This window comes from Streptomyces sp. NPDC014727 (assembly GCF_043083485.1).
In the GTDB taxonomy this organism is placed as follows: domain Bacteria; phylum Actinomycetota; class Actinomycetes; order Streptomycetales; family Streptomycetaceae; genus Streptomyces.
In genome coordinates this window covers 13,515-35,958 of record NZ_JBIBYR010000003.1, presented here as the reverse complement: position 1 = coordinate 35,958, position 22,444 = coordinate 13,515, and the positions used below count along the sequence as shown (strand labels likewise).

Here is a 22,444-nt window from a genome sequence, read left to right as displayed (position 1 = left end):
GGGAAGGTGCCGTAGCGGACCGGGACCGCTCGGCCGGTGCTCAGCCGGGGTCGGACCGCTGCGCGGGGGACTCGTACCGATGGGCCTCGGCGCCTGTCCATCGGACCACGGCGGGGTTGTCGAGGATCCGTTCCGGATCCGCCATTCCGGCATCGGCGAGAAAGACGACGAGGTCGTGGTCGCTGTGAGCGAGGCCGAGTCTCTCCTCACGGTTGTTGATGTGCACCGTCACGGGGCGCCCGCCGGACGGGGTCGGCGCATGGACGGTGATGGGTGCTGTCGCCATTCCCCCATGGTGTCCCGCACAGCCGACCGACGCATCCCGATGACCGGACGCGCGTGGACGGGGCCGGCGCGAGGTCCGGGTGGCGCAGTGGCCCGGTCCGGCCGCGGCGAAGGTGTCCCGGGCGCCGGAAGAGTCTCAGGGAGGTCGGCATTTTCCAGGGGACACGCCTGATCACGAGCGTGACGGCGGCCCCGGTACTGAGCGTTTCGGATCGGGAACGGCTCACGCCCGAGGTCGCTCACCCGTCGGATCCGTACGGTCCGAAGGCCGCCGGCCCTCCGGTGCGCAGCCGCCGCTGGCGCCACGATTCCCAGAGGTTGTTGTGGATCACCCAGCCCCCGACTCTCCTGGTCGTCGGGGGAGGCTCGGCACCGGGCCGCAGCAGGCCGGCTTCCAGCAGATCGGACCGCTTGGCGCAGTGGTGCAGCCGCATGTACCGCGCGCAGTCGGGGGTTTGTGGCAGTGACGAGAGTTCCACGGCACGCGCGGTTGCCGCGCCGCGGCGACGCAGGGGCGCGGACCTCGTTTCGAGGATCGTCGCTCCGGCGACGATCCGGTACATACCGGGGTCGCGCAGCAGGACACGCTCTCCGACATGCAGGGGAAGTGGTTGCGCCAGCGTGAGCCGGCCGGTCTCCCGGCCCAACGGGCGGAGCCGGGCGGGGACGGCCGCAGATCCCAGATGTAGCCTGGCTGTCGCTCTCCCTCGTGATCGCCAGACGACTGGACGTACCCGACGTCGAACGGATCCAGGCACGTCTCGGTTCGCAGTCGGGGAAGGCCTCGACCCCCCTGTTCCGCCGGGACGGCATGAGTGATCCGCCCGGCGCCGTGTCAACCTTGTCAACCAGCGCACCGGCGCGCGATTTCGCCACCGGCCCGTTCTGTGGACCGATCGGACACGCAGATCTCATCGCCCGGGTGCCGGACAGGCGGGCGCCCCCAGCCGCCTGAGCGGCAGCCCGTGATCCCGAGGTCCTCCGAGCTCTTCCGTTCGACAGCAACCGAACTGTATCGCCTGGATCTTGAGGCCGGCCACGCCTGGTGTTTGACTTGCGCAGTGATGGAAATCGAGGGAGCAAACGCTTTCGAGGAGCTCGGCCCCGTGGTCAGCCGGCACGCGGTCGACCACCGCAAGCGGTGGGTGAACGCTGGCTGGGCCCTGCTCATAGCCGTCCCCTGCGGCTGGCTGGGCGTGTGGGGCATATCCGCGACAGGCGACGGGTCGGCCGGCAGCAACAAGGCGATCGGGCTGTTGCTCGGTGTGGCGCTGGGCGCCATGGGCGTGGCGGTGACCCAGGTCGTCCGGGCGGTGCGCGGCGAGCCGGGGGAGTACTTCGAGGTGCGGGAGGGCGGGCTGGTCCACGGGTCCGGGCGCGGGGTGTCGGGCTGGTCCTGGGACCGTGTCACCTCGCTCCACGTCGATGGCGAATCCGTCAACGCCCTCGCAGCCCGGCTGGGGAATGGACACCGTTGCGTGATCGGCTTGGACGACGGCCGACGGCTCCGGGCGGACGGGTTGGCCGAGCGCCCTGCTGATCTGGGGCGTGCGCTGCTGACGCGGTGCCCGCATGTCGCTCTGGTCCCCAAGGTCCCCTGGTACGGCAGAGCGGGCGCCTGGCCGCTGGCCGGGGTGGTGGTGTGCGTGGCGGCCGTCGCCGCCATGGTCCTCTACATCGTCGCCCACCCGGACAAGGAACACCGGATCTCCGTCGGCAACGGCATGACCGCGGTACAGACCTCCGAACCGGGTATCAGCGAGGCGGGCTACGCCTTCCTGGCCCTCGGCATGCTGGTGTGCGCCGTCACCGCTGTTGCCCTCGTCATCGCCTATGTGCGGGGCCGGGCGTATCGATGAACCGGATGGTGGCACGGCCACGTCCGGCCGGCTGCCACAGGGATGTCGCGAGCCGGTGGGCTCTGCAGCCGGCGGGTTCTGCTGCTGGTGGTGGCACATGCTGTTCGACCGGGACCCGACCGGTGGACCGGGCGGATCGAGCGCGCCCTGGTGACTGGTTGGTCGTGAGGCCGGCCGAGTGGAGGGTGACCGGGTTGGTGGATGTCTTGGTCGTCAAGCCGGTTGCAGCTCGGTGGTCGGCGCTTGTTGGTTCCTGACCGGTCTGGTCACGTGTTTTGCCACGCATGGCGGTATCCCCGCCGCGGAACTCATCGCGTGCCGGCGGTAGGTGCTGGGTGGCATGCCGTTGGGCGGCTCAGCGGAGTTCCTGGATGCGGACCAGGTTGCCCGCGGGGTCACGGAAGGCGCAGTCGCGGATGCCGTAGGGCTGTTCGGTCGGCTCCTGGACGACCTCGGCGTTGTCGGCCTGGACCCTCTCGAAGGTGCCGTCGAGGTCCCGGGTGGCCAGCAGGATCCAGCCGTAGGTGCCCTTGGCCATCATCTCGGTGATGGTGCGGCGCTCGTCCTCGGTGACTCCGGGGTCGACGGCCGGCGGTGCCAGGAGGATGGACGTGTCGGGCTGGCCGGCGGGACCGACCGTGATCCAGCGCATCTTGCCCTGTCCGACATCGCTGCGGACCTCGAAGCCGAGGATGTCGCGGTAGAAGGCCAGGGACGCGTCCGGGTCGTCGTGCGGAAGAACGCTCGTGTGAATGGTGATGTCCATGGAGATCATGCTAGGTGCGACTCTGTGACCCGCGCTTCTCGATTCCTGATCGATGCGGCCACCTGGTTCGCCTCATCCGGTCGCCTCTCCGTGCTCGGCCGCGGCGTCCGGTTCATCGGCATGTGCCCGGACATGCCTCTCCCGCGCCATTGGCACCGACCCCCATGGCAGGCCCGGCCGGTCCGGCTCGGAGCAGCCCTGCCGGCCTCGGTGTCATAGGGGGTGACCAGGCGCAACGTGCCCGGCGGGCGGTCTTTTGGGTCCCGCCGCCTCACCTCGCCCTCCACCAGGTGGAAGTGCTGGACCCACATCTGCCGCAAGGTCTCCACCTCCGTCAGGGTGCCCAGGCCAGGCGGTGCGTCAGCGGCGAAGACCGCCTCAAGCAGAAGCATCCCGTCACGACCGACCCGTAAGCCCACCTCATCGCGCCTGGCGCGAGCCTTGGGGAACCGGGAGTCCTCGGCCCTGGTGGCGTAGTGCCTGAACCAGTCCGGCTCCGCGACACCCACCAGCCAGTCCGGGGCAGCCTGGGCAAGTGCGTCGAGCGCGGATCGCAGGGTCTCGGCCACCATCTCCAACCACGACAGCTCCCGCACCGACGACAGCACATGCGTGGCGTCAGTGCGGGCTCGGCCCGCCGTCTTCAGCAGACCCTTCTCCCGGGCCGCGACCAGGATGCCGTCCAGCACCCGCCGCCCGGCGTCAGCCTCCACCAGCCGGTCCCGGAACCCGCTCCGCCGGGATCTCCCCGGATCCCTTCGGCTGCATCGACATCCGCACCCACCCCATACGACAACGTCGGCCTTCAAGACCACAACCGGGTCTCGAAGGCAGACGTCACGCCATGCCCCGGATTAACCCAACAGCATCGTCGGTTCGGTCCGGGGCCCTTCCGCGCGCCGCTGGTTCTTCCTGTGTGTCGCGCACGGTGAGTACGCGGGACCCGCACGGCTGCCGAAGGGGAGGCGTGCGGGGCCCGCGAGCCAACGGTCGGGTGTGCGTGTTTCCCGGGGCGGGGCGGTCGGCGTGCGAAGGGGGGCCATGACTTCTGGGCCTGCCGTGGCCGAGCGGGGCCTGGTTCTGTCCGAGTGGTGGCGGTGCACACCGCATCCGGGCTTTCGACGCAACTCACGGTGCAGCGGGTAGCCACTGCCTGGAAGTTCAGCGGGGCTGCTGGGGCGGATCCCGGGCCTTGGCGGTGATCTGCCCCGCTGCTGCGGTTTGCAGACCATCGAGCTGTCGTGCAGGCGTGTGAACTGCGGAATTCTGTTGCCATGCCGAATGCGGAACCGGAGAATGCCGCACCGAGGTACATGCGGTCTATCAAGGATGACGAGTGACTGAGAACGACGAGCAGCGCCAGACCCTGACCAATCGGCAGGGAGTGCCGGTCCTGACCTATCAGCAGGGTGTTCGCGAGGGGCACCCGTGGGCGGACCTGGTCGAAGTGGTCGGCCCCGACCCGGTGGACACCATCGTCTCCGGCATGTCCGGATGGGCGGTCTCGGGATCTATGGAGCTCGGCGAGCACCTGCTGCGCCGTGGTGGACGGGTGATGAGACACGCCCACGAGATGCGGAGAGACTTGGTCGGATGCCCGCCGCCGACCGACTGGTCCTCGCGGGTCTTGGGCAAGGGACTGCGGGCAGTCCCTTGCGACCGTGATGCCGGCGCCGTGTTCCCGGCGTGGCGAGCCGCCTTTCCTGCCGGTCATCCGGACCATCACCGTGGCAGCGACGAAGAAGCCCTGAACGAGCTCCTGAAACCGATGCTGGCGGGCTCCGTCCTCGGGCCGGTCCTTCCATGCAGTGCCCTGGTGGTGGACGAGACGGACCGCGTTGTCGCTGGGGCGATCCTCACCGACCGTGACGGTCGGCCATGGATTGCGGACGTATTCCGCCGCCCCGAAGCCTGCTACAAGGGCCTTGGTGCCGATCTGTTGCGACGGGTGCTCGGTGTGGCTGCGGCCGACGGGTTGGCCGAGGTCTCGCTTGCCGTGAGTGATGCGAATCCGGCCCGCCGCGTCTACGAGAAGCTCGGCTTCCAGTTGATCGACACATCACTGACTGTCGTAGTGCCATAGGGATCGGGGCCACGGCGTTTCAAGGCAGTCGAGTCCGACGAACGTCCGGGACGCCGCCGATGGGCCGGTGATCCGGTACTCCAGTGGGATTTCGATTCCTGCAATGCCTCTCTTTCCGTAGGGGAGCGTTGCGAGACGGCTTGGTGGTGTCCGCGCCAGTGCGACCACGCCAGGGCGTGGGTGCGGGGATCGGACACGTCGTTGCCGAGCCGGTCCGCCGCGCTCCGCCGGGCCGCCCATTCACCGGGCGGCCCGGCAGCACCGGCGCTCGGCCCGGAGGCCCAGGCGCCCGACCGCCTGCTGCGCGCCAACGCGAAGGCCGGCACGATCACCTCTGGCGTGCGGACGGAGGCCCCTGCCTGCAGCCGATCGGGTGGTTCCTGGCCGAGGGCTCACGGCCGAGCAACGACGCGCCGGCCGCCACGTACAGGCAAACTTCTGTGGCGAGGCCACGCTCCGTGACAGCTGAGGTCGGGCGGAGTTCGTAGGAGATACCGTTGCTCCGCGCCTGGTCGTGTACAGAAGATCGAGGGCTGGTATTGCCGCGCTACAGCGCGATCAGTCCGGCTGTCGTCGCTTTGAAGCCACAGGCATCGAAATAGAACGGACGCAGGTGGTCCTCGAAGTCGACGTGAAGCCACGCGCACTTCGCGGCACGGGCTTCGTCTGCTGCGATCGCAACGAGCCCGGCACCGATTCCTTTTGCCTGGCGATGCCGAGCGACCACCGTGTCCAGGATGAAAGCATGGGCTCCGCCGTCCCAGACAACGTTGACGAAGCCGATCAGGGAGTCGTCTTCCCAGGCGCAGACCCAGCCGAGGCTGTGGCGTTCGAGTCGTGCCCGCCAGTCGGTCCGAGCGACCGGGTGACCGAAGCCGTCGGCGTGCAGCGCGTTGAGTGAAGTGTTGTCGAAGTCGCCGCGCCACACGTACTTGATCGCCACGCCCGATCGTAAGTCCCGGCCGAGCCCGGCGTCGACCCGATTGCGGAGCCGGGAGAGCCTGGTCGCGAAGGGTCGGACGTAGCAGGTGAGGGCATCCGGCCCTGGGCGGCGGGCTCGGGCGTTCTTGAGCTGGAGCTGTTCGATCTCGGAAAGAGTTCGGGGCGGCGGAGGATCCGTCCGGCGACAGCCCTGGGGGATGGCGGATGTGTGGTCATGGGCACCGACTTGAAGCCATCGGTCACACGGAACTCGCGGCCCTGGGCGTGAGCCAGGAACACGTCCGGTGCCCACCTCATCAATTCTTCCGCACTTGGTCGAAGGAGAGGTCGACCGTGGTCTCCCGGTGGAACGCATGGACCAGAACCCTGGCCCTTTTCGAGTGCGGACTGACCTCGTTGACGATTGCCTGGAAGGTGGCAAAGGGGCCACCGCTGATTGTCACCGAGTCGCCGACCTCGAGATCGGTCGTTGTGGGTACCGCCGCCGCGAACATCGAAGTGAGTGCCGCGGTCAAGCGGGACAACCATTCCTCCGCGCTCCCCTGCACCCAGGGATACTCGGTTTGGAACTGCCCCCATGCCATTGGCCATTGGCGTACCCGGTCCGGGTCGAGCCCATTGGCGTCTGTGTGGCCGTATCCGCCGGACAAGACGTCTTCCAGGAGACTCGTGGACAGCCTGGTACGGCTGTCCTCGGCCAGGAGGACGGCGTCGTAGAGGTCCTTGCCCTGGGCGCCGCCGTCCTCCTCGGACTCGACTTGCAGCCAGAGGATCTTCCAGGCAAGCGACAGTTCCCGGCTGGCCGTCTGGACCACGGCGGGTGGTTCGCCGCAGCCGACCGGCAAGGCCGCCAACTCCGGCGGATCGGAGAACATGTCGTCGGTGGCGAAGTCCACGCGTATCCGGCCGGGCGGCAACCCGAATGCCCGCCAGGGCACTTCCAGCCGCACCCCCGGCCCGTGGTACGACCATCCCCCGTCGCTCGACTCCGCGTACGCCTGATCGGCGTCGAGCAGCACGCCGCCCGGTGCCTCGGGTCGTTCCCTGATCCGCTCAAGCAGGTCCCCGTACAAGGATTCGGCTTCCCCGTCCGTCGAGGCGGCCTCCAGCAGCCGCTTCAGGTCCGACGACGGCTGCCTCGCATCCCAGGTCCCCTGAATGCCGTGCGCATCGTCAGCTGGCTCCAGCGCGTCCACCACGGCGGGCCAGGTGCGGGTCAGGTCGATGAGGTTTCCATACTGCCAGCCCGTGTTGAGCATGTCGCCAACCACCACCCAGTCGAGGTCAGCCGGCTCCCGGGCCGGCTCACCGGCCCATGCCTGTAGCGGCAGGCTGCCCCGCAGTACCAGACTGTCGCTCCACCAGGATCCGGCGATCAGAGCGAGCACGTGATCGATCGCCGCCCGGCGGGCGGTCCGCCAGCGTACGGCCTGTGCCGGGTCCGCGAACTCCGGCTCCCCGGCCCGCGATCGACGGTCGAACTCCTCCGGCGGTGGTTCCCAGCCCTCGATCGCCTCCTTCGGTGCCGGGGGAGTCGGACGGTTCCGATCGCTCTTCGTCATGCGGCACCGCTCCCGTCCGCGACCATCCAGCCTTCGTCCATGAGGAGGTTGTCGTCGTGCACAACGAACTCCTCCTCGACCTCCACGGCCGAGAACCCGGCGTCGGCGAGCGATGCCAGCAGGGCGTCCAGTCGCGCGCGAGCAGCAGGACGGCCGACCGGTCGGCAGCGTTGCGTGACGAAGCGCTCGTGGCGGCCCCCGCTGAGTGGACGGCGGGCATTGCGGGAGACGTGCGCCGCGTGGGGCGCGCACAGCTCCCGTACGGCTGCCACCTGATCGACATCGGTCAGCGCCAGCTTCACATGGTGCTCGAAGTAGCACTGCGGCGGGAGCGCCGCAGCCTCCCGGGTTGTCTGCGGCACGTCCTTGTTCCATGGTGCCGCCTCGATCTTCACACGTGCGACCTCGAAGCCCTCACTGCGCAGTTGTTCCACGCGCCCTCCGGCAGTGGCCCGTTGCAGGGCCAAAGTCCCACGGCCGGTGGTGGTGAGCATCGGTTGGTCCGGCGTCTTCCCCCTATCCAGGACGATTCGGGAGTACTTCACCCCGTTGTGCTCCGCGAAGCGAAGCAACGACGCTTCTTCCCTCTCGCGCAGACGTACCGTCAGATGGATCTCGAAGTCCCCGGTGAAGTGCTTCTCCCCGGCCCCGGTGTCGAGTTCGTCGGCGGAACGAAGGGCGACAGGGGAGCGGGCTCCCCAGTACGCGGCTGCCCCCCTCCGCGTCCCGGGCTCCAACGGCACCATCGGGAGCCCGGGATCCGGCAACCACTCATCCACAGCCATGGGTTCGGCCCGCAGGCCGTCGTTCCGCAGATCGTCAGACATGATCGGCACAGTAGACGGCCCCACTGACAACGGCCCCGGCTTCCCTCGCTGCCGGGCAGGTCCACAAGGCCCTCGCCTCGATCGCGGAGCAGGACGCGAACACACAGCATCACGAACGCAAACCGTCACAACTCAAGGCGCCACCCGGGTCGATGCCTGCGGACCCGCCGGGAACTCCGGCTCCGCACCGGCGCGAAGCCGACGGCGCCTGCAGCCGATATGCCCCCGGCAACCACTCGGGGGGACATCAGGCCGGCCCTGCGGCTGCACGGCGACGAGGCGACGTCCTCCGTCGGCTGTGATGATCCGTCCGAGGCGCATGCCACGAAAGTCCGTGGCGACGACCGATGTCGCGGTGCCTACGGTTCTGCGGGCTCCGGTTGCGCCCTGGTCGTACGCGTCACAAGCTGCACCTATGGACCGCACCCCGGAAGCCAGTGCGCTACCCATTCTGGTGACAGGCGCGGCGGGCAGTGTCGGCGGCGTCGGGCGCTCCGTGGTCGAAGGCCTTCGACGTCGGGGCCTGCCCGTCCGGGCCATGGTGCACCGCGATGACGAGCGGGCGGAGGCGCTGCGCGCGACGGGCGCCGAGACCGTCGTCGGCGACCTCACGCGCGCGGGCGACGTCGCTGACGCCCTGGCCGGTTGTGGACGTATGTACTTCGGCATGAGCGTGTCGGCGCAGTATCTGGAGGCCGCGGTGACGGTGGCGGCCGTCACGCGTGCGTACGGGTCCCTGGAAGTGTTCGTGAACATGTCGCAGTTGACTGTCTCCGAGATGCACCTCACCAGCACCTCCGAGTCCGTGCAGCAGCGGCAGCAGTGGCTGGTGGAGCAGGTCCTCGGCTGGTCGGGCCTGCCCGTCGTCCAGGTCAGGCCCACCGTGTTCATGGAGAACCCGCTGTTCCGTGTGGGCTTTTCCTCGATCGTGAAGTACGGAAGCATCAGGCTGCCCTTCGGCCGGGCGAAGACTTCCCCTGTGGCGGCCAGGGATGTCGCTGCGGTCGTGGGGGAGATCCTGGCCGATCCTGCCCCGCACGTCGGCCGGATCTATGAGCTGACCGGCCCGCGGTCGCAGGACGTCGCGGCCATGGCGGCGGAGGTCTCCGCAGTCCTGGGCCGACAGGTCGGCTACATCGACGTCCCCTTGCAGGAATGGATCGACGACGATCTCAGGCCGTTGCGGCTGGCCGACCACGTCTTCCAGCACATCTCCACCATGGCTCGCCTTCACGCGGAGAATCGCTACGACCGCAAGGCGGACGGGGTCGAGCAGGTCACCGGGCGGCCTCCGTCGGGAGTGGCCGATTACGTCCGCGAGAACCCCGGGCTGTTCAGCCCCTGAAGTCACCTCCTCGTCGTTCGTTGTCGAGCGTGTTACGGGCTGACCCGTTGGAGGCGCCGACGGGCCGTCGTGCATGGGGCCGGCCGCCACACGGACGCCGGATCGGGTTCTCATGCCGACACCGCCCCGAAAGGACCCGGCCCGTGAATGACGAACTGCTTGACCTGGCAATCACGACGAACCGACGGCAAGGACCGCCCGTACGGCGCAGGCCGCGTGCGCTACGAAACGCTTGTTCCGCAGTGCAGTCGGCGGAGTGCAACTGGGGCCGCAGGACGGCGGTCGATGTCCGGGCCAGGACCCACACGTACCGGCCCTGTTCTCCCGAGGCTACGGCGAAGTGACAAGTAGCTCTCTGTAGCGGATCTGGGGTGCGCTTGTCAGGGTTTTTGATCTTCTGGGCCCATCGGGGGCTGTGCTCGGCGAGGTTGGTCCGGTCATGACGACCGGAGGGAGCGCGGGGTGCGGCAGGAGTGGGAGCCGGAGGACCTGATCGAGGTCTGGACGCTGCTGGAGGAGGACCAGGAGCGGCTGCGGAACAAGTCGGGGGCGAACCGGTTGGGGTTCGCGCTGTTGCTGAAGTTCTTCGAGGTGGAGGCCCGGTTCCCGGAGGACGCCGGGGAGATCCCGGTGCTGGCGGTGTCGTACGTCGCCCAGCAGGTGAAGGTGTCTGCGGAGGAGTGGGCCGCGTACGACTGGTCGGGGCGGGCGATCAAGCGGCACCGGATGGAGGTCCGGGGAGCGTTTGGCTTCCGTGAGTGCTCCGAGGACGACCAGGCCCAGCACGCCGAGTGGCTGGCGGTCGAGCTGTGCGGGGTGGAGCTGAACCGCGACCGGCTCGCGGAGGCGGTGGTGGCCCGCTGCCGCAAGGACCGGCTGGAGCCGCCAGCCCCAGGACAGATCGCCCGGCTCGTGGGCAAGGCGGTCAGCACCTTCGAGGAACGGTTCTGCGCGACCACCGTGAGCAGGCTGTCGGCGGCGACCCGGTCCCGGCTGGACGACCTGATCGCCGAGGACGCCGGAGCGGACGAGGAGAGCGCGGGCGGCGGGGGCACCTTCTTCACCGAGCTGAAGGCGGACCCGGGCGCGCTGGGGCTGGACAGCCTGCTGGCCGAGGTGAACAAGCTCCAGCGGGTGCGCGGGCTAAAGCTTCCGCCGGAGCTGTTCGCGGACGTGTCGGAGAAGCTGGTGGCGGCCTGGCGGGCGCGGGCGGCGAAGGAGTACCCCTCGGACCTGCGCGCTGCGGCCGGGCCGGTGCGGTACACGCTGCTGTCGACGCTGTGCCACGTACGGGCGACGGAGATCACCGACTCGCTGGTGGAGCTGTTCATCCAGCTCGTGCAGAAGATCAACACGCGCGCGGAAAAGAAGGTCGAGGGCGAGTTCAACAAGGAGATGAAGCGGGTCCGTGGCAAGGAGGGCATCCTGCTGCGGCTGGCGGAGGCGGCGGTCGCCGAGCCGAGCGGCACGGTCCGCAAGGTGATCTATCCAGTGGCCGGGGAGTCCACACTGAAGGCCCTCGCCGCGGAGGCCGCGGCGAACGAGGCCCGCTACCGGGCCCGGGTGCGTACGGTGCTGCGCTCGTCATACTCCAACCACTGGCGGCGGATGCTCTCGCCGCTGCTGAACGCGCTGGAACTGAAGTGCAATAACACCGCCTACCGGCCGGTGATGGACGCCATCGACCTGCTCAAGCGGTATCTGGACCAGCCCCTCGCCAAGGAGGGGGCGTTCTTCGACGAGGCAGAGAGGATCCCGCTGGGCGGGGTGGTACGCGAGGAGTGGCGCAAGGCGGTAGTGGATGAGCGGAGCCGGGTCGAGCGCATCCCGTACGAGCTGTGCGTGCTCGTGGCGCTGCGGGACGCGCTGCGGCGCCGCGAGATCTGGGTGCCGGGCGCGAACCGGTGGCGGAACCCGGAGGACGATCTGCCGCCGGACTTCGAGGACAACCGCGATGTGCACTACGACGCGATCCGCCAGCCGCAGGACCCGGAGAAGTTCATCGAGGCCCTTCAGAAGCGGCTGCGCGAGGCCCTGACTCGCTTTGACACCGCGCTGGAGCTGGGGACCACGGGCGGGGTGGACATCGTCAGGAAGCACGGCGAGCCGTGGATCAAGGTCTCGCCGTTGGGTAAGCAGGAGGAGCCGGAGAACCTCGTCGCCCTGAAGGCGGAGATCGAACGCCGCTGGGGCACCATCGACCTGATCGACATCCTCAAGGAGGCCGAGTTCGCCACCGGCTTCACCGGTGAGTTCACCTCGGTCGCCACCAGGGAGGCGGTCCCGAAGGCGGTGCTGCGGCGCCGGCTGCTGCTGGTGCTGTTCGCCCTGGGCACGAACATGGGCATCAAGCGGGTCGCGGTCACCGGCAAGCACGGCGAGAGCGAGGCCGTCCTGCGCCGGGTGCGGCACCTGTTTGTCAACCGGACCAACCTGCGCGCGGCGCTGGTGCGGCTGGTCAACGCCACCTTCGCCGCCCGCGATGCGGCGTGGTGGGGCGAGGGCACCGCGTGCGCGAGCGATTCCAAGAGGTTCGGCTCCTGGTCCAGCAACTTCATGACCGAGTGGCACCAGCGGTACCGCGGGCCCGGGGTGATGATCTACTGGCACGTCGAGAAGAAGTCGCTGTGCGTCTACAGCCAGCTCAAGTCGTGCTCGGCCTCCGAGGTCGCCGCGATGATCGAGGGTGTGCTGCGGCACTGCACGGACGTGGAAATCGACCGGCAGTACACCGACACGCACGGCGCTTCCATCGTCGGGTTCGCCTTCGCCCACATGCTCGGCTTCAACCTGCTGCCCAGGCTGAAGAACGTCGGCTCGGCGCGGCTGTACCGGCCGGCGGCTGGTCAGGATGAGAAGTGGCCGAACCTGGCGCCGGTGCTGTCGACCAAAACGATCGACTGGGACCTGATCCGCCAGCAGTACGACCAGATCGTGAAGTACACCACCGCCCTGCGCCTGGGCACCGCCGAGGCCGAGCAGGTCCTGCGCCGCTTCACCCGCGGCGGGCCCAAGCACCCCACCTACCGCGCGATCGAGGAACTCGGGCGGACGGTGCGTACGGCGTTCATCTGTGACTACCTCGCCGACGCCGACCTGCGCCGCGAGATCAACAACGGCCTCCAGGTCGTGGAGAACTGGAACTCCGCCAACCACGACCTGTTCTACGGCAAGGACGGCGACCTGACCGGCTCCGACAAGGAGTCCCAGGAGGTCTCCATGCTCGCCTTGCACCTGCTCCAGTCCGCTCTGGTGCATGTCAACACCCTGCTGCTCCAGGACACCCTGAGCGAGGAGAAGTGGCAGAAGCGACTCACCGACGCCGACCGGCGGGCCCTGTCCCCACTGTTCTGGACCCACGTGAACCCCTATGGCCGGTTCGAGCTGGACATGAACTCGCACCTCGCCCTCGCCGCCGTGGTGTCCATGGTGCCCGGCCCCCGTACCGCACCCGATACGCGGACTCCCGAACCGGCGCCAGAGGGTGCGGCCGGGTCGGCATCCTGAAGACCTGTCCCCGATGTCGCTGGCGGGCGGCTGAATCGTTAACCGGGTGAGGCGCCGGGCCGGGGAGGGGCCCGAAGCCACCGTGCCTCGCGGACGGCGCGATTCGGCTACGCGTCGCGCCTGCGCAGCAGCAGGCTGCCGACCAGCAGCGCGGCCGCGGCCCACGTGGCGAGCACGCCCAGGCCGGCCCATGGGCCGATGGGCAGCTCGTGCAGATGGACGGTGGCTTGGATCGCGAGCCCGGCGGTCATGGGCGAGATCTGCTGGAGGTGGCGCTGCCACTCCGGGTCGTGGACCACCCGGGTGACGACCGGGAAGAGATAGAGCAGCCCGAGCACGATCCCGATGGCGCTCGCCGCCTCCCGTACCGCCGTCGCCACGCCGAGGCCGATCAGGGCGACCAGGGCGAGGTAGAGGACCGAGCCTATGGCCGCGCGCAGGGTCGGACCGTCGGCCAGGGAGAACGGGGCATAGCCGTGGGCCTCGGTGAATCCGTTGCCGGGCAGGATGTAGCGGCCGGCAAGGAGCGAGGCGAGGACGGCAGCCGTCCCGGAGATCAGGACGACCGTGGTGAGGGCCGTCGCCTTGGCGGTGAGTACGGTGATCCGGTTCGGCATCGCAGTGAGCGTGGTGCGGATCATCCCGGTGCCGTACTCGCCGCTGACGGCCAGCACCGCGAGGACGGCGATGACTGCCTGCCCGACGGTGACGCCGGTCAGGGCGAGCTTGACAGCGTCCTGGCCGCACCCCGCGTCCGGGCACTTCACGGCCTTGGCGGTGCCGCAGCCGACGGCCATGGTCAGCGCGACGGCGAGCAGGAGCAACTTGCCCATGTCCCCCGCGGTGCGCAGCTTCGTCCACTCCGCGCGCAGGGCGCGGCCGAAGTCCCCTCGCCATGCGCCGTCCGCCGTGTTCGTGAGTCGTGCACCGCTCAGGAGGCTCATACGTCCCTCCCGCGCAGCCGCACCACGGCCAGACCGAAGGCGAGCGCGGCGTATCCGCACAGCACGGCGAGGCCGGCCCATGGCGCCAGCGGGTAGTAGCCGGTCGACGGCTCGTACACGCTGAGCACCTGCGCGTACTGCGGCAGGGTCTGCTGGATGGCGAAGCCCGCAGCCGGGGTCACCCGCAGCAGCCACTCCGAGACGCCCGGGGGCAGTACGCCGGAGGTGGCAAGCAGGAAGGGCAGCACGATCGACGCGATGACCAGGGCTACCGCCGTGCCGCTGCGCCGCAGCAGGGCACCGACGCCGAGAGCGAGCACAGCGGCGGCTGAGCAGAGCAGGCCGGTGCCGACCATGACGCGCACTTCGGTCGCCGACGTGACGGGGAAGACATGGAAGCCCCTGCCGCGCGCGCTGCGTGCCCCGATGGGAATGGTGATCGCGGCGGCGACCAGGCCGATGGCGAACGCGACGCCCCCGGCCACCAATGCTTTGGCACCAAGCACCCGGCCCCGCAGGGGAGTTGCCGCCATGGTCGTACGCAGCAGACCGCGCCGGTACTCGCCGGTGATGAACACCGTGCCCACGGCGATCATCACGATCAGCCCGGCGAAGGTGCCGACGAGGAAGTTCTCGACGGAGAAGCCGACGCCCATGACGGGACCGCCGACGACCGGTGCGATGTCACCGGCCCCGGTCACGGTGAACCCGCCGCCGTCGGTCTGGGTGAAGCCGCCCTTGGTGGTGTTCGTGTAGCTGCCGGAGGTGCCCGCGTCGGCGCCCACCGGTGTGCCGCTCCACGCGCTCTGGGACCAGCCACCGGTGAGGCCAGGACGGCCGAAGGTGCCGGTGGCCACGGCGGGGCTGAAGCCCGTGCCCGCCGCGGTGTCCTGCTTCGCCTCCGGTGACGTGGCGAAGAGCCCGGCCTGCACGGTGCGCGCAAGCCCAGGCAGCTTCGCATAGCCGACCTTGGTCCAGTGGGAGCCGTCGGTGGAGACGTAACCGGTGAGGCTGTCTTCGGAGCGGACCAGCCGCAGCCAGCGCGGGGACTCCTGGGTGACCTTGCCGGGAGGGCCCGCCGTGTCGTGCGTGTAGTCGTACTGCATGCGCACGCCGTGTCCGCCGGTGGCCATCACCGCCGCGTACGGGGCTCCCTGGCGGAGGCTTTCCTTCACGATGATCCCGGCCTTCGCCCAGGGCTGGGCGCCCTGGGCCGTCTTGCCGATCCCGGTGTCGGTCACACCGGTCAGCGACCGCAGGGCAACGGTGAGAGCGCCGTCGCCGGTGAGCGTCCTGTGGACGAAGTAGAAGTTGTCGTTGACGGCCTCGCCGCCGGGGCCCTTCGGGTACGAGGCGGAGTCGGCGCCGCGACCGCCGGGGGCGGGGGCGGCCGTGCCGATGAGGCCGACCACGATCGTCACCAGGAGCGCCCCCGCCATGGCGAGGACCCAGCCGCGTACCGTACGGAACTTCGTCCACTCGGCGTGCAGCGTCCTGAGGAACCCGCTCCGCTCAGCGCGCCTCGTGACCGGGGGGCGAGGGGTGAGGGTGGCGGTCATCGCGTGGCCTCCCCCGCCGGGATGCCCCGGTACTCCACCGCGTCCCGGGTGAGCTCCATGTACGCCTCTTCGAGCGTCGCCCGGTGCGCGGACACCTGCGAGAACGGCACCCCGTTCCGGGCGAGCAGGGCCACGATCTCCTCGTCGGGCAGGCCAGTGACGCCGAGGGTGTCGTGGCCGGTGGTGAGAACGGTGGCGCCCGCGCCGTGCAGGACCTGGGCGGCGCGCGGAGGCGCGGAGGTACGCAGGGTGACCCTGCCGCCGGACGCCTCGGCGAGCAGCTCGGACACGCTGGTGTCGGCGACGACCCGGCCGCGACCGATCACCACGAGATGGTCCGCGGTGTCTTCGAGTTCGCTCATCAGGTGACTGGAGACCAGGACGGCGCGGCCCTGCCGGGCAAGCGTGGCCAGGAAGCCGCGCATCCACACGATGCCGTCGGGGTCGAGGCCGTTGAACGGCTCGTCCAGCATGACCACCGGCGGGTCACCAAGCAGCGCCGCCGCGATCCCCAGGCGCTGGCGCATGCCCAGCGAGAAGCCGCCGGCCTTGCGCCGGGCCGCCGTGCCCAGGCCGGCCTGTTCGATGACCTCGTCCACGCGCCGGGGTGGCACGCCCTGCGAGTGGGCCAGCCACAGCAGGTGGTTACGGGCGGTGCGGCTCGGCTGCAGCGCGGAGGCGTCGAGCAGTGCCCCCAGATGCCGAAGCGGGCGACGCAGGGTGCGGTACGGCACCCCGCCGACCAGGGCCTTTCCCTCCTCAGCTGCGTCAAGGCCCAGGATCACGCGCATGGTGGTGGACTTGCCCGCGCCGTTCGGGCCGACGAAGCCGGTCACCCGTCCGGGCCGCACGGTGAACGTCATCCCGTCCAGAGCCAGCTGTGGCCCGAAGCGTTTACGCAGACCGATGACCTCGATCGTCGCCTTCGTACTCTCATCGCTCATGGCCCCCACCCTGTGACGGACCGAATTACAGGGGCCGAACGGCCACTGTCATCTCGCTGTTAGGCGCCTCGGCTTAGCCTGGCCCGGTACGTGTCCTGGTGCGGTGGCGAGAGGGAAGCATGCGTATGACATGGGGTCCGCCCCGACGGCTCGCGGGCCTGACCGCCCGGCTCGGCCTGCGCCGTGGCACTGCCCGCACCCGCTTCACCGCCTTGTACGTGACCCTGTTCCTGCTGTCGGGAACGGCGCTGCTGGCCATCGCGGCCGTGGTGGCATCCGGCGGATCCCGCTCCAGCCAGACCGCCCCCAATGGCGGCACCGATCAGCCCGCCACGGCGGCACACGCCCAGGGCCGCATCGACGAGCTGGAGCAGCAGCTGGCCCAGGCGCACGACACCCAGTCCCGGCAGATCCTGATCGGCTCCGCCATCGCCCTCGGCGTCATGGCGGTGATCTCGGTCGGCCTCGGCTGGTTCGTCGCCGGCCGCGTGCTGCGCCCGCTGCGCGTGATGACAGCGGCCACCCGCCGGATCACCGCCGACAGCCTGCACGAACGCCTGGCCATCGGCGGCCCCGGCGACGAGGTGAAGGACCTCGCCGACACCATCGACGACCTCCTCGGCCGCCTGGAGGGCTCCTTCGACGCCCAGCGCCTCTTCGTCGCCAACGCCTCCCACGAGCTGCGCACCCCGCTCACCACGATGCGGGCCTCCCTGGATGTGGCCCTCGCCAAACCGGGCCCGGTACCCGAGACCACGGCCACGCTGGCCGCCCGGATGCGCGCCGAACTCGACCAAGTGGACCGGCTACTGGAGAGCTTCCTCGTCCTGGCTCGTACCCAGCACGCCGAGTTCACCGACTCGGCGCCCCTCACCCTCGGCCAACTCGCGCTGACCGCCCTGACCGGACGGGCAAAGGACATTGCGGCCAAGGGCTTGACCGTGCGTGAAAACGGGATCGACGACTCCGCGTGGGTGTGGGGCAGCCAGACGCTGCTGCGCCGCGCGGTCGACAACGTGGTCGACAACGCGATCGCGCACAACGACCCCGGGGGCTGGATCAGTGTCGCGGTACGGGCCGAAGGAGACGACGCAGGCGCAGTGTCCCTAGTCGTCGAGTCCAGCGGCCCGGTCCTCGACCAGCGGCGGGTGGCGGACCTCTCGCAGCCCTTCCGCCGCCTTGGCGCCGACCGGACTTCCGGCACCGGCCAGGGCAGCGGCCTCGGCCTGTCCATCGTCGCGGCCATCACCCAGGCCCACCACGGCACCCTGAACCTGCGCGCCCGCCCCGACGGCGGACTGCGCGTCACCATCACCTTCCCCCGTACGGACGGCAGGGCGACGGCGAAAGCTCCCAACACAGAGATGGACGTGGCGCGTTGAGAGTCCTGGTGGTCGAGGACGCCCGCCCCCTCGCCGAAGTCATCGCCGAGGGACTGCGCGACCAGGGCATGGCCGTGGACGTGGCCCACGACGGGCTCGACGCCGCGGCCAAGCTGGACGTCAACGCGTACGACGTCGTCGTGCTCGATCGCGATCTGCCAGGTATCCACGGCGACACCCTCTGCCAGATGATCACCGAGCGGGACGGCCGCGTGATGGTCCTGATGCTGACCGCCGCCGACTCACCCGGCGACCGCGTCAGCGGCCTGACCCTGGGCGCCGACGACTACCTCGCCAAGCCCTTCCACTTTCCCGAACTCATCCTGCGCATCCGCGCCCTGGCCCGCCGCCGCCCCGCCGCCCGGTCCCGCACCCTGAGCACGGCGGGCATCGAACTCGATCCTATGCGCCGCACCGCCAGCCGCGACGGCCACCAACTCGACCTCTCCGTCAAGGAATTCGCGGTACTCGAAGCCCTCATGAACGCGAGCCCCGCCTTCCTCAGCACGGAGAACCTCCTCGAACAGGTCTGGGACGAACACGCCGACCCGTTCACCAACACCGTCACCGTGACCATCAGCCGCCTGCGCCGCAAACTCGGTGACCCCCCGGCCATCGCCACCACACCCGGCGTGGGGTATCGGATCATCGACCCAGCCGTCCCACCCGACTGAGCAGCCGCCAGAGGCCGACGGCCCGCGAGCGGAGGCGGTGCTCACTGCACCCGACTCCAGCCATCTGTGCAGCCGACTTCGGGGACTGACACACGCGGTTACTCTCACAAACGTTCCTTTGCGCGAGCAAGATCAGCAACCGGCCGCCGGACCCCCGCCGCACCCGGATTCGTTCTCAGAACCCGTTCTCGCTCAAAAGCAGGACGGACCCCCCTTCTGAGAGTTGCATTGTGCGAAAATCCAGGCTCATGACGGGCCCTCAGCAGCCTTCCTCAACCGACCGGTCGGACGCCGACAACGTCGAACAGCACGCCTGTCCGAAGTGTGACGCCCAGCCCGGCTCGCCGTGCCGCTCGCGCGGCGGCGCGGTCGCCTCCGCCTACCACACCCGCCGCTTCACCCTGGTGCCCTGGCTGAAGAAGGCACTGCGCGTGCCCACCCCGGCCGACCGCGGCCCGGGCCGGCCGTGGCGGCCGGGCACCCCGCCCCCGGCGCCGATCGACCCGGACCTGCCGAGCGCGGACATCCGCATCGGGTACGCGCGGTGCTCGACGCTCGGGCAGGAACTCGACTCCCAGCTCGACGCGCTCGCGGGGCACGGCATCCCGCGCGACAAGATCTTCAGCGAGAAGATCAGCACCCGGGTGCGGGTCCGCCCGAAGTTCGAGGAGGCGCTGAGGACGGCGCGGGAGGTCAAGGCGCACGCGCCGCACTGCCGGGTCATCTTCACCGTGTACGAGATGAAGCGGCTCGGCCGCGACGCCGCCGAACTCACCGCCCTCGCCGACCACCTCACCGCCCACGGCCTGGTCCTGGAGATGCTCGCCGGCCCCCTGCCCGGCATCTACGACCCCACCGGTCCGGGCAAGCTGCTGTTCGCGTTCTTCGCGGCGATGGCGGAGACCGAACGGGAGAACATCCGAGAGTCCACGCTCGAAGGGCTCGACACCGCGGCCCGCAAGGGCCAGCACGGCGGCCGGCCGCCGGTCATCACCGACGACATGCTCCACACCGTGCTCCGCCGCCGCGCGGGCGGCGAGTCCGTCGAGCAGATCCAGCCCGACCTGATCATCCCCACCGGCAAGCGCAAGGGACGCAACCCCTCCGTCGCGAGCATCTACCGGGCGCTCGCCGAGCACGCCAAGCGCGAGGCGTACCCCGAAGCCGTCGAACAGGCCCGCGCCGACTTCGCCGCCCTCCAGATCGGCGAAGTCCCCGGACCTCGCCCCGCTCTCCCTGACCGAGCGCCACTCTGATTACAGAGAGCTACATGTCACTTCGCCGTAGCTTCGGGAGAACAGGGCCGTACCAGCGCGCAGGAGAAGAACCATGAACCGTCGTGTTGTCCACACACGTGGAGGGGTGCCTGCCGACGTCCTGACCGTGATCGAGGAGCCGGAGTCGGCAGCGCCCGGGCACGGCCAGGTCCTCATCCGCACCACGGCCTTCTCGGTGCACCCCGGTGATCTCCAGGCCATCGAAGCCTACCCGGGGAAGGGTGCACAGCCGGTTCCGGCCGGCCTGGAGGCCACCGGCGTGGTGGAGGCGATCGGCCCGGGAGCGCGCTTGGCCCCGGGTGTCGAGGTCGGTGGCCGCGTAACGGTCTTCCCCCAGCCGGGGGCGTGGTCCCAGCGGATCGTGGCGGACTCCGAGGTGGTCGTCGCCGTACCGGACGAGTTGTCGGACGAGGTCGCCGCGCAGATGCTCGCGAACCCGCTCACCGCGGTGATGCTGCGCCGTGAGGCGCAGGAGCACCTGGCCTTCGGATACGACGGTCTTGTGGTGCAGACCGCCGCGGGCTCGTCGGTCGGGCGGCTGGTGACTGGCATATGCCGGTTTCACCACCTGGCACTGGTCAATGTCGTCCGCAGCGACCGCGGGGCTGCCGAGCTGCGTAAGCGGTTCCCCGACGTGCCGGTCGTGTCGACAGCGCATTCGGGCTGGGCCGAGGAGGTCCGCAAGGCAGCCGGCGGCCGTCCGGTCGGTGTGGCCCTCGACCCGATCGGCGGGAAGCTGGCAGAGAGCCTTCTGGACCTGTTGGTGCCGGGCGGGAGACTCGTCAGCTACGGGCAAATTGCCGAAGACTCGATCCCGGTGCACGCGTCGACACTGCTCAACAAATCGTTGACGCTGAGGGGCAAGAACATCGGCCGGTGGCTGTCCGAGGCCTCCGCCGAGAGGAGGGCATCCGACGTCGCCACCGCGAAGCAGATCGCGCTGGAGCTCAAGGACCAGTTCGAGGTGGCCGCCACGTACGGCCTCGGCGAGCTGGCCGACGCCGTGGAGCACGCGGTACGGCCCGGCAAGGTCGGCCTCGTTCTCGTCCGCCCCTGACAGCCGCCGGAAGGCCTGGTGGTCCCCGGATTGTGACCGGCATACACATCGCGACGGAAAGTGGCTCATGAGTAACGAACTCCTCGATCTGGCCATCGCCACCGCCGGCGGCCAAGAGTCCTGGGACACTCTGCGTGGCCTGAACGTCGACATCTCCATCGGCGGCCCGATCTGGGCGATGAAGGGCTGGCCGCCGGACAAGACGTTCGACCAGATCCTGACGCTCGACACGGTCAGAGAGCACATCGTGTTCACCCCGTTCACCCGCCCCGACCAGCGGATGGTCTTCGACGCCGCCGCCGACAGCGTCACCATGCAGACCCTAGACGGTGAACCGGTCGAGACCCTCGCCCCCGCACGCGCCGGCTTCAAGGGAATGCTCCGCAACAGCGCCTGGGACGCTCCACATCTCGGTTACTTTCTGGGCTACGCGTGCTGGAACTACTTCACCACCCCGTTCCTCTTCACCCATCCGGACGTGCGGGTCCACGAGATCGAACCGTGGCGCGAGGCCGGGCAGACCTGGCGACGCCTGCAGGTGCGTTTCCCGCCCGAGATCGCCACGCACAACCCTGACCAGGTGTTCTACTTCGACGCCCTCGGAATGCAGCGCCGCATGGACTACATCACCGAAGTCAACGGCAGCACACTCGTCGGCCACTACACCAGCCGCCACAAGAGCTTCGACGGTCTGCTCGTTGCCACGCGCCGACGAGTCTTCCGTCGCAATCCCGACAACAGCGTCAACCTCAACCTCCCCTCCATCACACTCGACATCCACGACGTCGAACTCGTTCACTCCGGCGACGAACAGGCACAACCATGACCACGGACACCGCCGTCATCGACCACCCCGCCCGACGGCTCGTTGTGGCGCTCCCGCGCTCCTACGACGCTGCCCGCGAGCACTACGAGATGCTTGTCCCCGAGGTCGATCTCGACCGCTTCTTCCAGATGGCCTCCTGGCAGGCCACGCTCGAGCTCGCCGAGATCAACGCACCGCACGGGTTCATGCGCTACTTCCGCAGCGACATCACCGCCGTCATGGCGGGATCACCATCCCTCTGGAAGGCCACGCAGTACCTGATGGGCAACCACACCATCGCCGAACGCATGTTCCGCCACGACCCTTCGGTCATGCTGCATGCACCGCTTCGGACCTTGCTCTACGCGGACCCCGACGGCGACACGAAACTCGCCGTCGAACAGCCCAGCCTGCTGTTCGCCGACTACGGCAACCCGGGGATCGCCGACGTCGGCCGCGAACTCGACGCCCTCCTCGCTCAGCTGATCACCCTCCTCGGTGGTGACGTACCTCCCCAACTGTGACTCCACAGGGCGGCGGTCGACCGGTACCGCCCTGCGCCACTTCGCCCTGGGCGACACCGACCGCGCCGGCCACAAGGAGCAGAGCAGCGTGTTCCGCCGCTG

Annotated in this window: 19 protein-coding genes and 1 pseudogene; 10 read left to right on the top strand and 10 right to left on the bottom strand. The window is 69.5% G+C overall.

What is annotated here, in order from left to right:
* Window positions 1–40: 40 nt before the first annotated feature.
* A complete protein-coding gene (locus tag ACF1B9_RS06195; protein ID WP_376278112.1) occupies window positions 41–286 on the bottom strand; it encodes a hypothetical protein in 246 nt (81 codons plus the stop codon).
* A gap of 238 nt (window positions 287–524) precedes the next feature.
* Window positions 525–932 carry a hypothetical protein gene (locus ACF1B9_RS06190; protein WP_391739370.1) on the bottom strand — a complete coding sequence of 136 codons (408 nt, stop codon included), beginning with the start codon at window positions 930–932 and terminating at the stop codon, window positions 525–527.
* A gap of 459 nt (window positions 933–1,391) precedes the next feature.
* Here ACF1B9_RS06190 and ACF1B9_RS06185 point away from each other — a divergent pair, with 459 nt between their 5' ends.
* On the top strand, window positions 1,392–2,144 hold the full coding sequence (locus ACF1B9_RS06185) for a hypothetical protein (protein WP_391739369.1): 753 nt from the start codon (window positions 1,392–1,394) through the stop codon (window positions 2,142–2,144).
* A gap of 355 nt (window positions 2,145–2,499) precedes the next feature.
* Here ACF1B9_RS06185 and ACF1B9_RS06180 read toward each other — a convergent pair whose 3' ends face one another.
* Together ACF1B9_RS06180 and ACF1B9_RS06175 are read right to left on the bottom strand one after the other, a co-directional pair.
* Window positions 2,500–2,910 carry a VOC family protein gene (locus ACF1B9_RS06180; protein WP_391739368.1) on the bottom strand — a complete coding sequence of 137 codons (411 nt, stop codon included), beginning with the start codon at window positions 2,908–2,910 and terminating at the stop codon, window positions 2,500–2,502.
* 203 nt (window positions 2,911–3,113) lie between these two features.
* A pseudogene (locus tag ACF1B9_RS06175) lies at window positions 3,114–3,665 on the bottom strand (IS5/IS1182 family transposase); the annotation flags it as partial.
* Window positions 3,666–4,246: 581 nt separating this feature from the next.
* Here ACF1B9_RS06175 and ACF1B9_RS06170 point away from each other — a divergent pair.
* The gene (locus ACF1B9_RS06170; RefSeq protein WP_391739367.1) at window positions 4,247–4,993 is read left to right on the top strand and encodes a GNAT family N-acetyltransferase; all 747 of its coding nucleotides are present in this window, start codon (window positions 4,247–4,249) and stop codon (window positions 4,991–4,993) included.
* A gap of 547 nt (window positions 4,994–5,540) precedes the next feature.
* Here the strand turns inward: ACF1B9_RS06170 and ACF1B9_RS06165 are convergent.
* The 3 genes from ACF1B9_RS06165 to ACF1B9_RS06155 all read right to left on the bottom strand — a co-directional run bounded on the left by ACF1B9_RS06165 (window position 5,541) and on the right by ACF1B9_RS06155 (window position 8,324).
* Window positions 5,541–5,936 (bottom strand): GNAT family N-acetyltransferase, encoded by a 396-nt coding sequence (locus tag ACF1B9_RS06165; protein ID WP_391739366.1) that lies wholly within the window; start codon window positions 5,934–5,936, stop codon window positions 5,541–5,543.
* Window positions 5,937–6,231: 295 nt separating this feature from the next.
* Window positions 6,232–7,497, bottom strand: coding sequence for a nucleotidyl transferase AbiEii/AbiGii toxin family protein (locus ACF1B9_RS06160; protein WP_391739365.1), 1,266 nt, complete (start codon window positions 7,495–7,497; stop codon window positions 6,232–6,234).
* Window positions 7,494–8,324: a hypothetical protein gene (locus ACF1B9_RS06155; protein ID WP_391739364.1), complete on the bottom strand. Its 831-nt coding sequence runs from the start codon at window positions 8,322–8,324 to the stop codon at window positions 7,494–7,496. The genes ACF1B9_RS06160 and ACF1B9_RS06155 overlap by 4 nt, the downstream gene beginning before the upstream one ends.
* A 415-nt stretch (window positions 8,325–8,739) precedes the next feature.
* On the opposite strand from ACF1B9_RS06155, the gene ACF1B9_RS06150 reads away from it, so the two are divergent.
* Together ACF1B9_RS06150 and ACF1B9_RS06145 are read left to right on the top strand one after the other, a co-directional pair.
* Entirely contained in the window at window positions 8,740–9,669 is a 930-nt protein-coding gene (locus ACF1B9_RS06150; RefSeq protein WP_391739363.1) for an NAD(P)H-binding protein, read from the top strand.
* A 462-nt stretch (window positions 9,670–10,131) separates the two neighbouring features.
* Window positions 10,132–13,176: a Tn3 family transposase gene (locus ACF1B9_RS06145; protein WP_391739362.1), complete on the top strand. Its 3,045-nt coding sequence runs from the start codon at window positions 10,132–10,134 to the stop codon at window positions 13,174–13,176.
* A gap of 107 nt (window positions 13,177–13,283) precedes the next feature.
* Here ACF1B9_RS06145 and ACF1B9_RS06140 read toward each other — a convergent pair whose 3' ends face one another.
* Genes ACF1B9_RS06140 through ACF1B9_RS06130 form a run of 3 tightly spaced genes read right to left on the bottom strand, consistent with a single transcriptional unit; the run spans window position 13,284 to window position 16,623 of the window.
* Entirely contained in the window at window positions 13,284–14,120 is an 837-nt protein-coding gene (locus ACF1B9_RS06140; RefSeq protein ID WP_391739361.1) for an ABC transporter permease subunit, read from the bottom strand.
* Window positions 14,117–15,679, bottom strand: a complete 1,563-nt coding sequence (locus ACF1B9_RS06135; protein ID WP_391739360.1) for an ABC transporter permease subunit — start codon at window positions 15,677–15,679, stop codon at window positions 14,117–14,119. Before ACF1B9_RS06135 ends, ACF1B9_RS06140 begins: the two co-directional genes overlap by 4 nt.
* Complete coding sequence (locus ACF1B9_RS06130; RefSeq protein ID WP_391739359.1) at window positions 15,676–16,623, bottom strand: ABC transporter ATP-binding protein; 948 nt, start codon at window positions 16,621–16,623, stop codon at window positions 15,676–15,678. The genes ACF1B9_RS06135 and ACF1B9_RS06130 overlap by 4 nt, the downstream gene beginning before the upstream one ends.
* 119 nt (window positions 16,624–16,742) lie before the next feature.
* Here ACF1B9_RS06130 and ACF1B9_RS06125 point away from each other — a divergent pair, with 119 nt between their 5' ends.
* From ACF1B9_RS06125 to ACF1B9_RS06100, 6 genes are all read left to right on the top strand, one after another.
* On the top strand, window positions 16,743–18,005 hold the full coding sequence (locus ACF1B9_RS06125; RefSeq protein ID WP_391739358.1) for a sensor histidine kinase: 1,263 nt from the start codon (window positions 16,743–16,745) through the stop codon (window positions 18,003–18,005).
* Window positions 18,002–18,679 carry a response regulator transcription factor gene (locus ACF1B9_RS06120; protein WP_391739357.1) on the top strand — a complete coding sequence of 226 codons (678 nt, stop codon included), beginning with the start codon at window positions 18,002–18,004 and terminating at the stop codon, window positions 18,677–18,679. Before ACF1B9_RS06125 ends, ACF1B9_RS06120 begins: the two co-directional genes overlap by 4 nt.
* 248 nt (window positions 18,680–18,927) lie before the next feature.
* Entirely contained in the window at window positions 18,928–19,935 is a 1,008-nt protein-coding gene (locus ACF1B9_RS06115) for a recombinase family protein (RefSeq protein ID WP_391739356.1), read from the top strand.
* 73 nt (window positions 19,936–20,008) lie between these two features.
* A complete protein-coding gene (locus ACF1B9_RS06110; protein WP_391739355.1) occupies window positions 20,009–21,013 on the top strand; it encodes a zinc-binding dehydrogenase in 1,005 nt (334 codons plus the stop codon).
* 67 nt (window positions 21,014–21,080) lie between these two features.
* On the top strand, window positions 21,081–21,839 hold the full coding sequence (locus ACF1B9_RS06105) for a hypothetical protein (protein WP_391739354.1): 759 nt from the start codon (window positions 21,081–21,083) through the stop codon (window positions 21,837–21,839).
* Window positions 21,836–22,342 carry a DUF302 domain-containing protein gene (locus ACF1B9_RS06100; protein WP_391739353.1) on the top strand — a complete coding sequence of 169 codons (507 nt, stop codon included), beginning with the start codon at window positions 21,836–21,838 and terminating at the stop codon, window positions 22,340–22,342. Before ACF1B9_RS06105 ends, ACF1B9_RS06100 begins: the two co-directional genes overlap by 4 nt.
* Window positions 22,343–22,444: the final 102 nt, after the last annotated feature.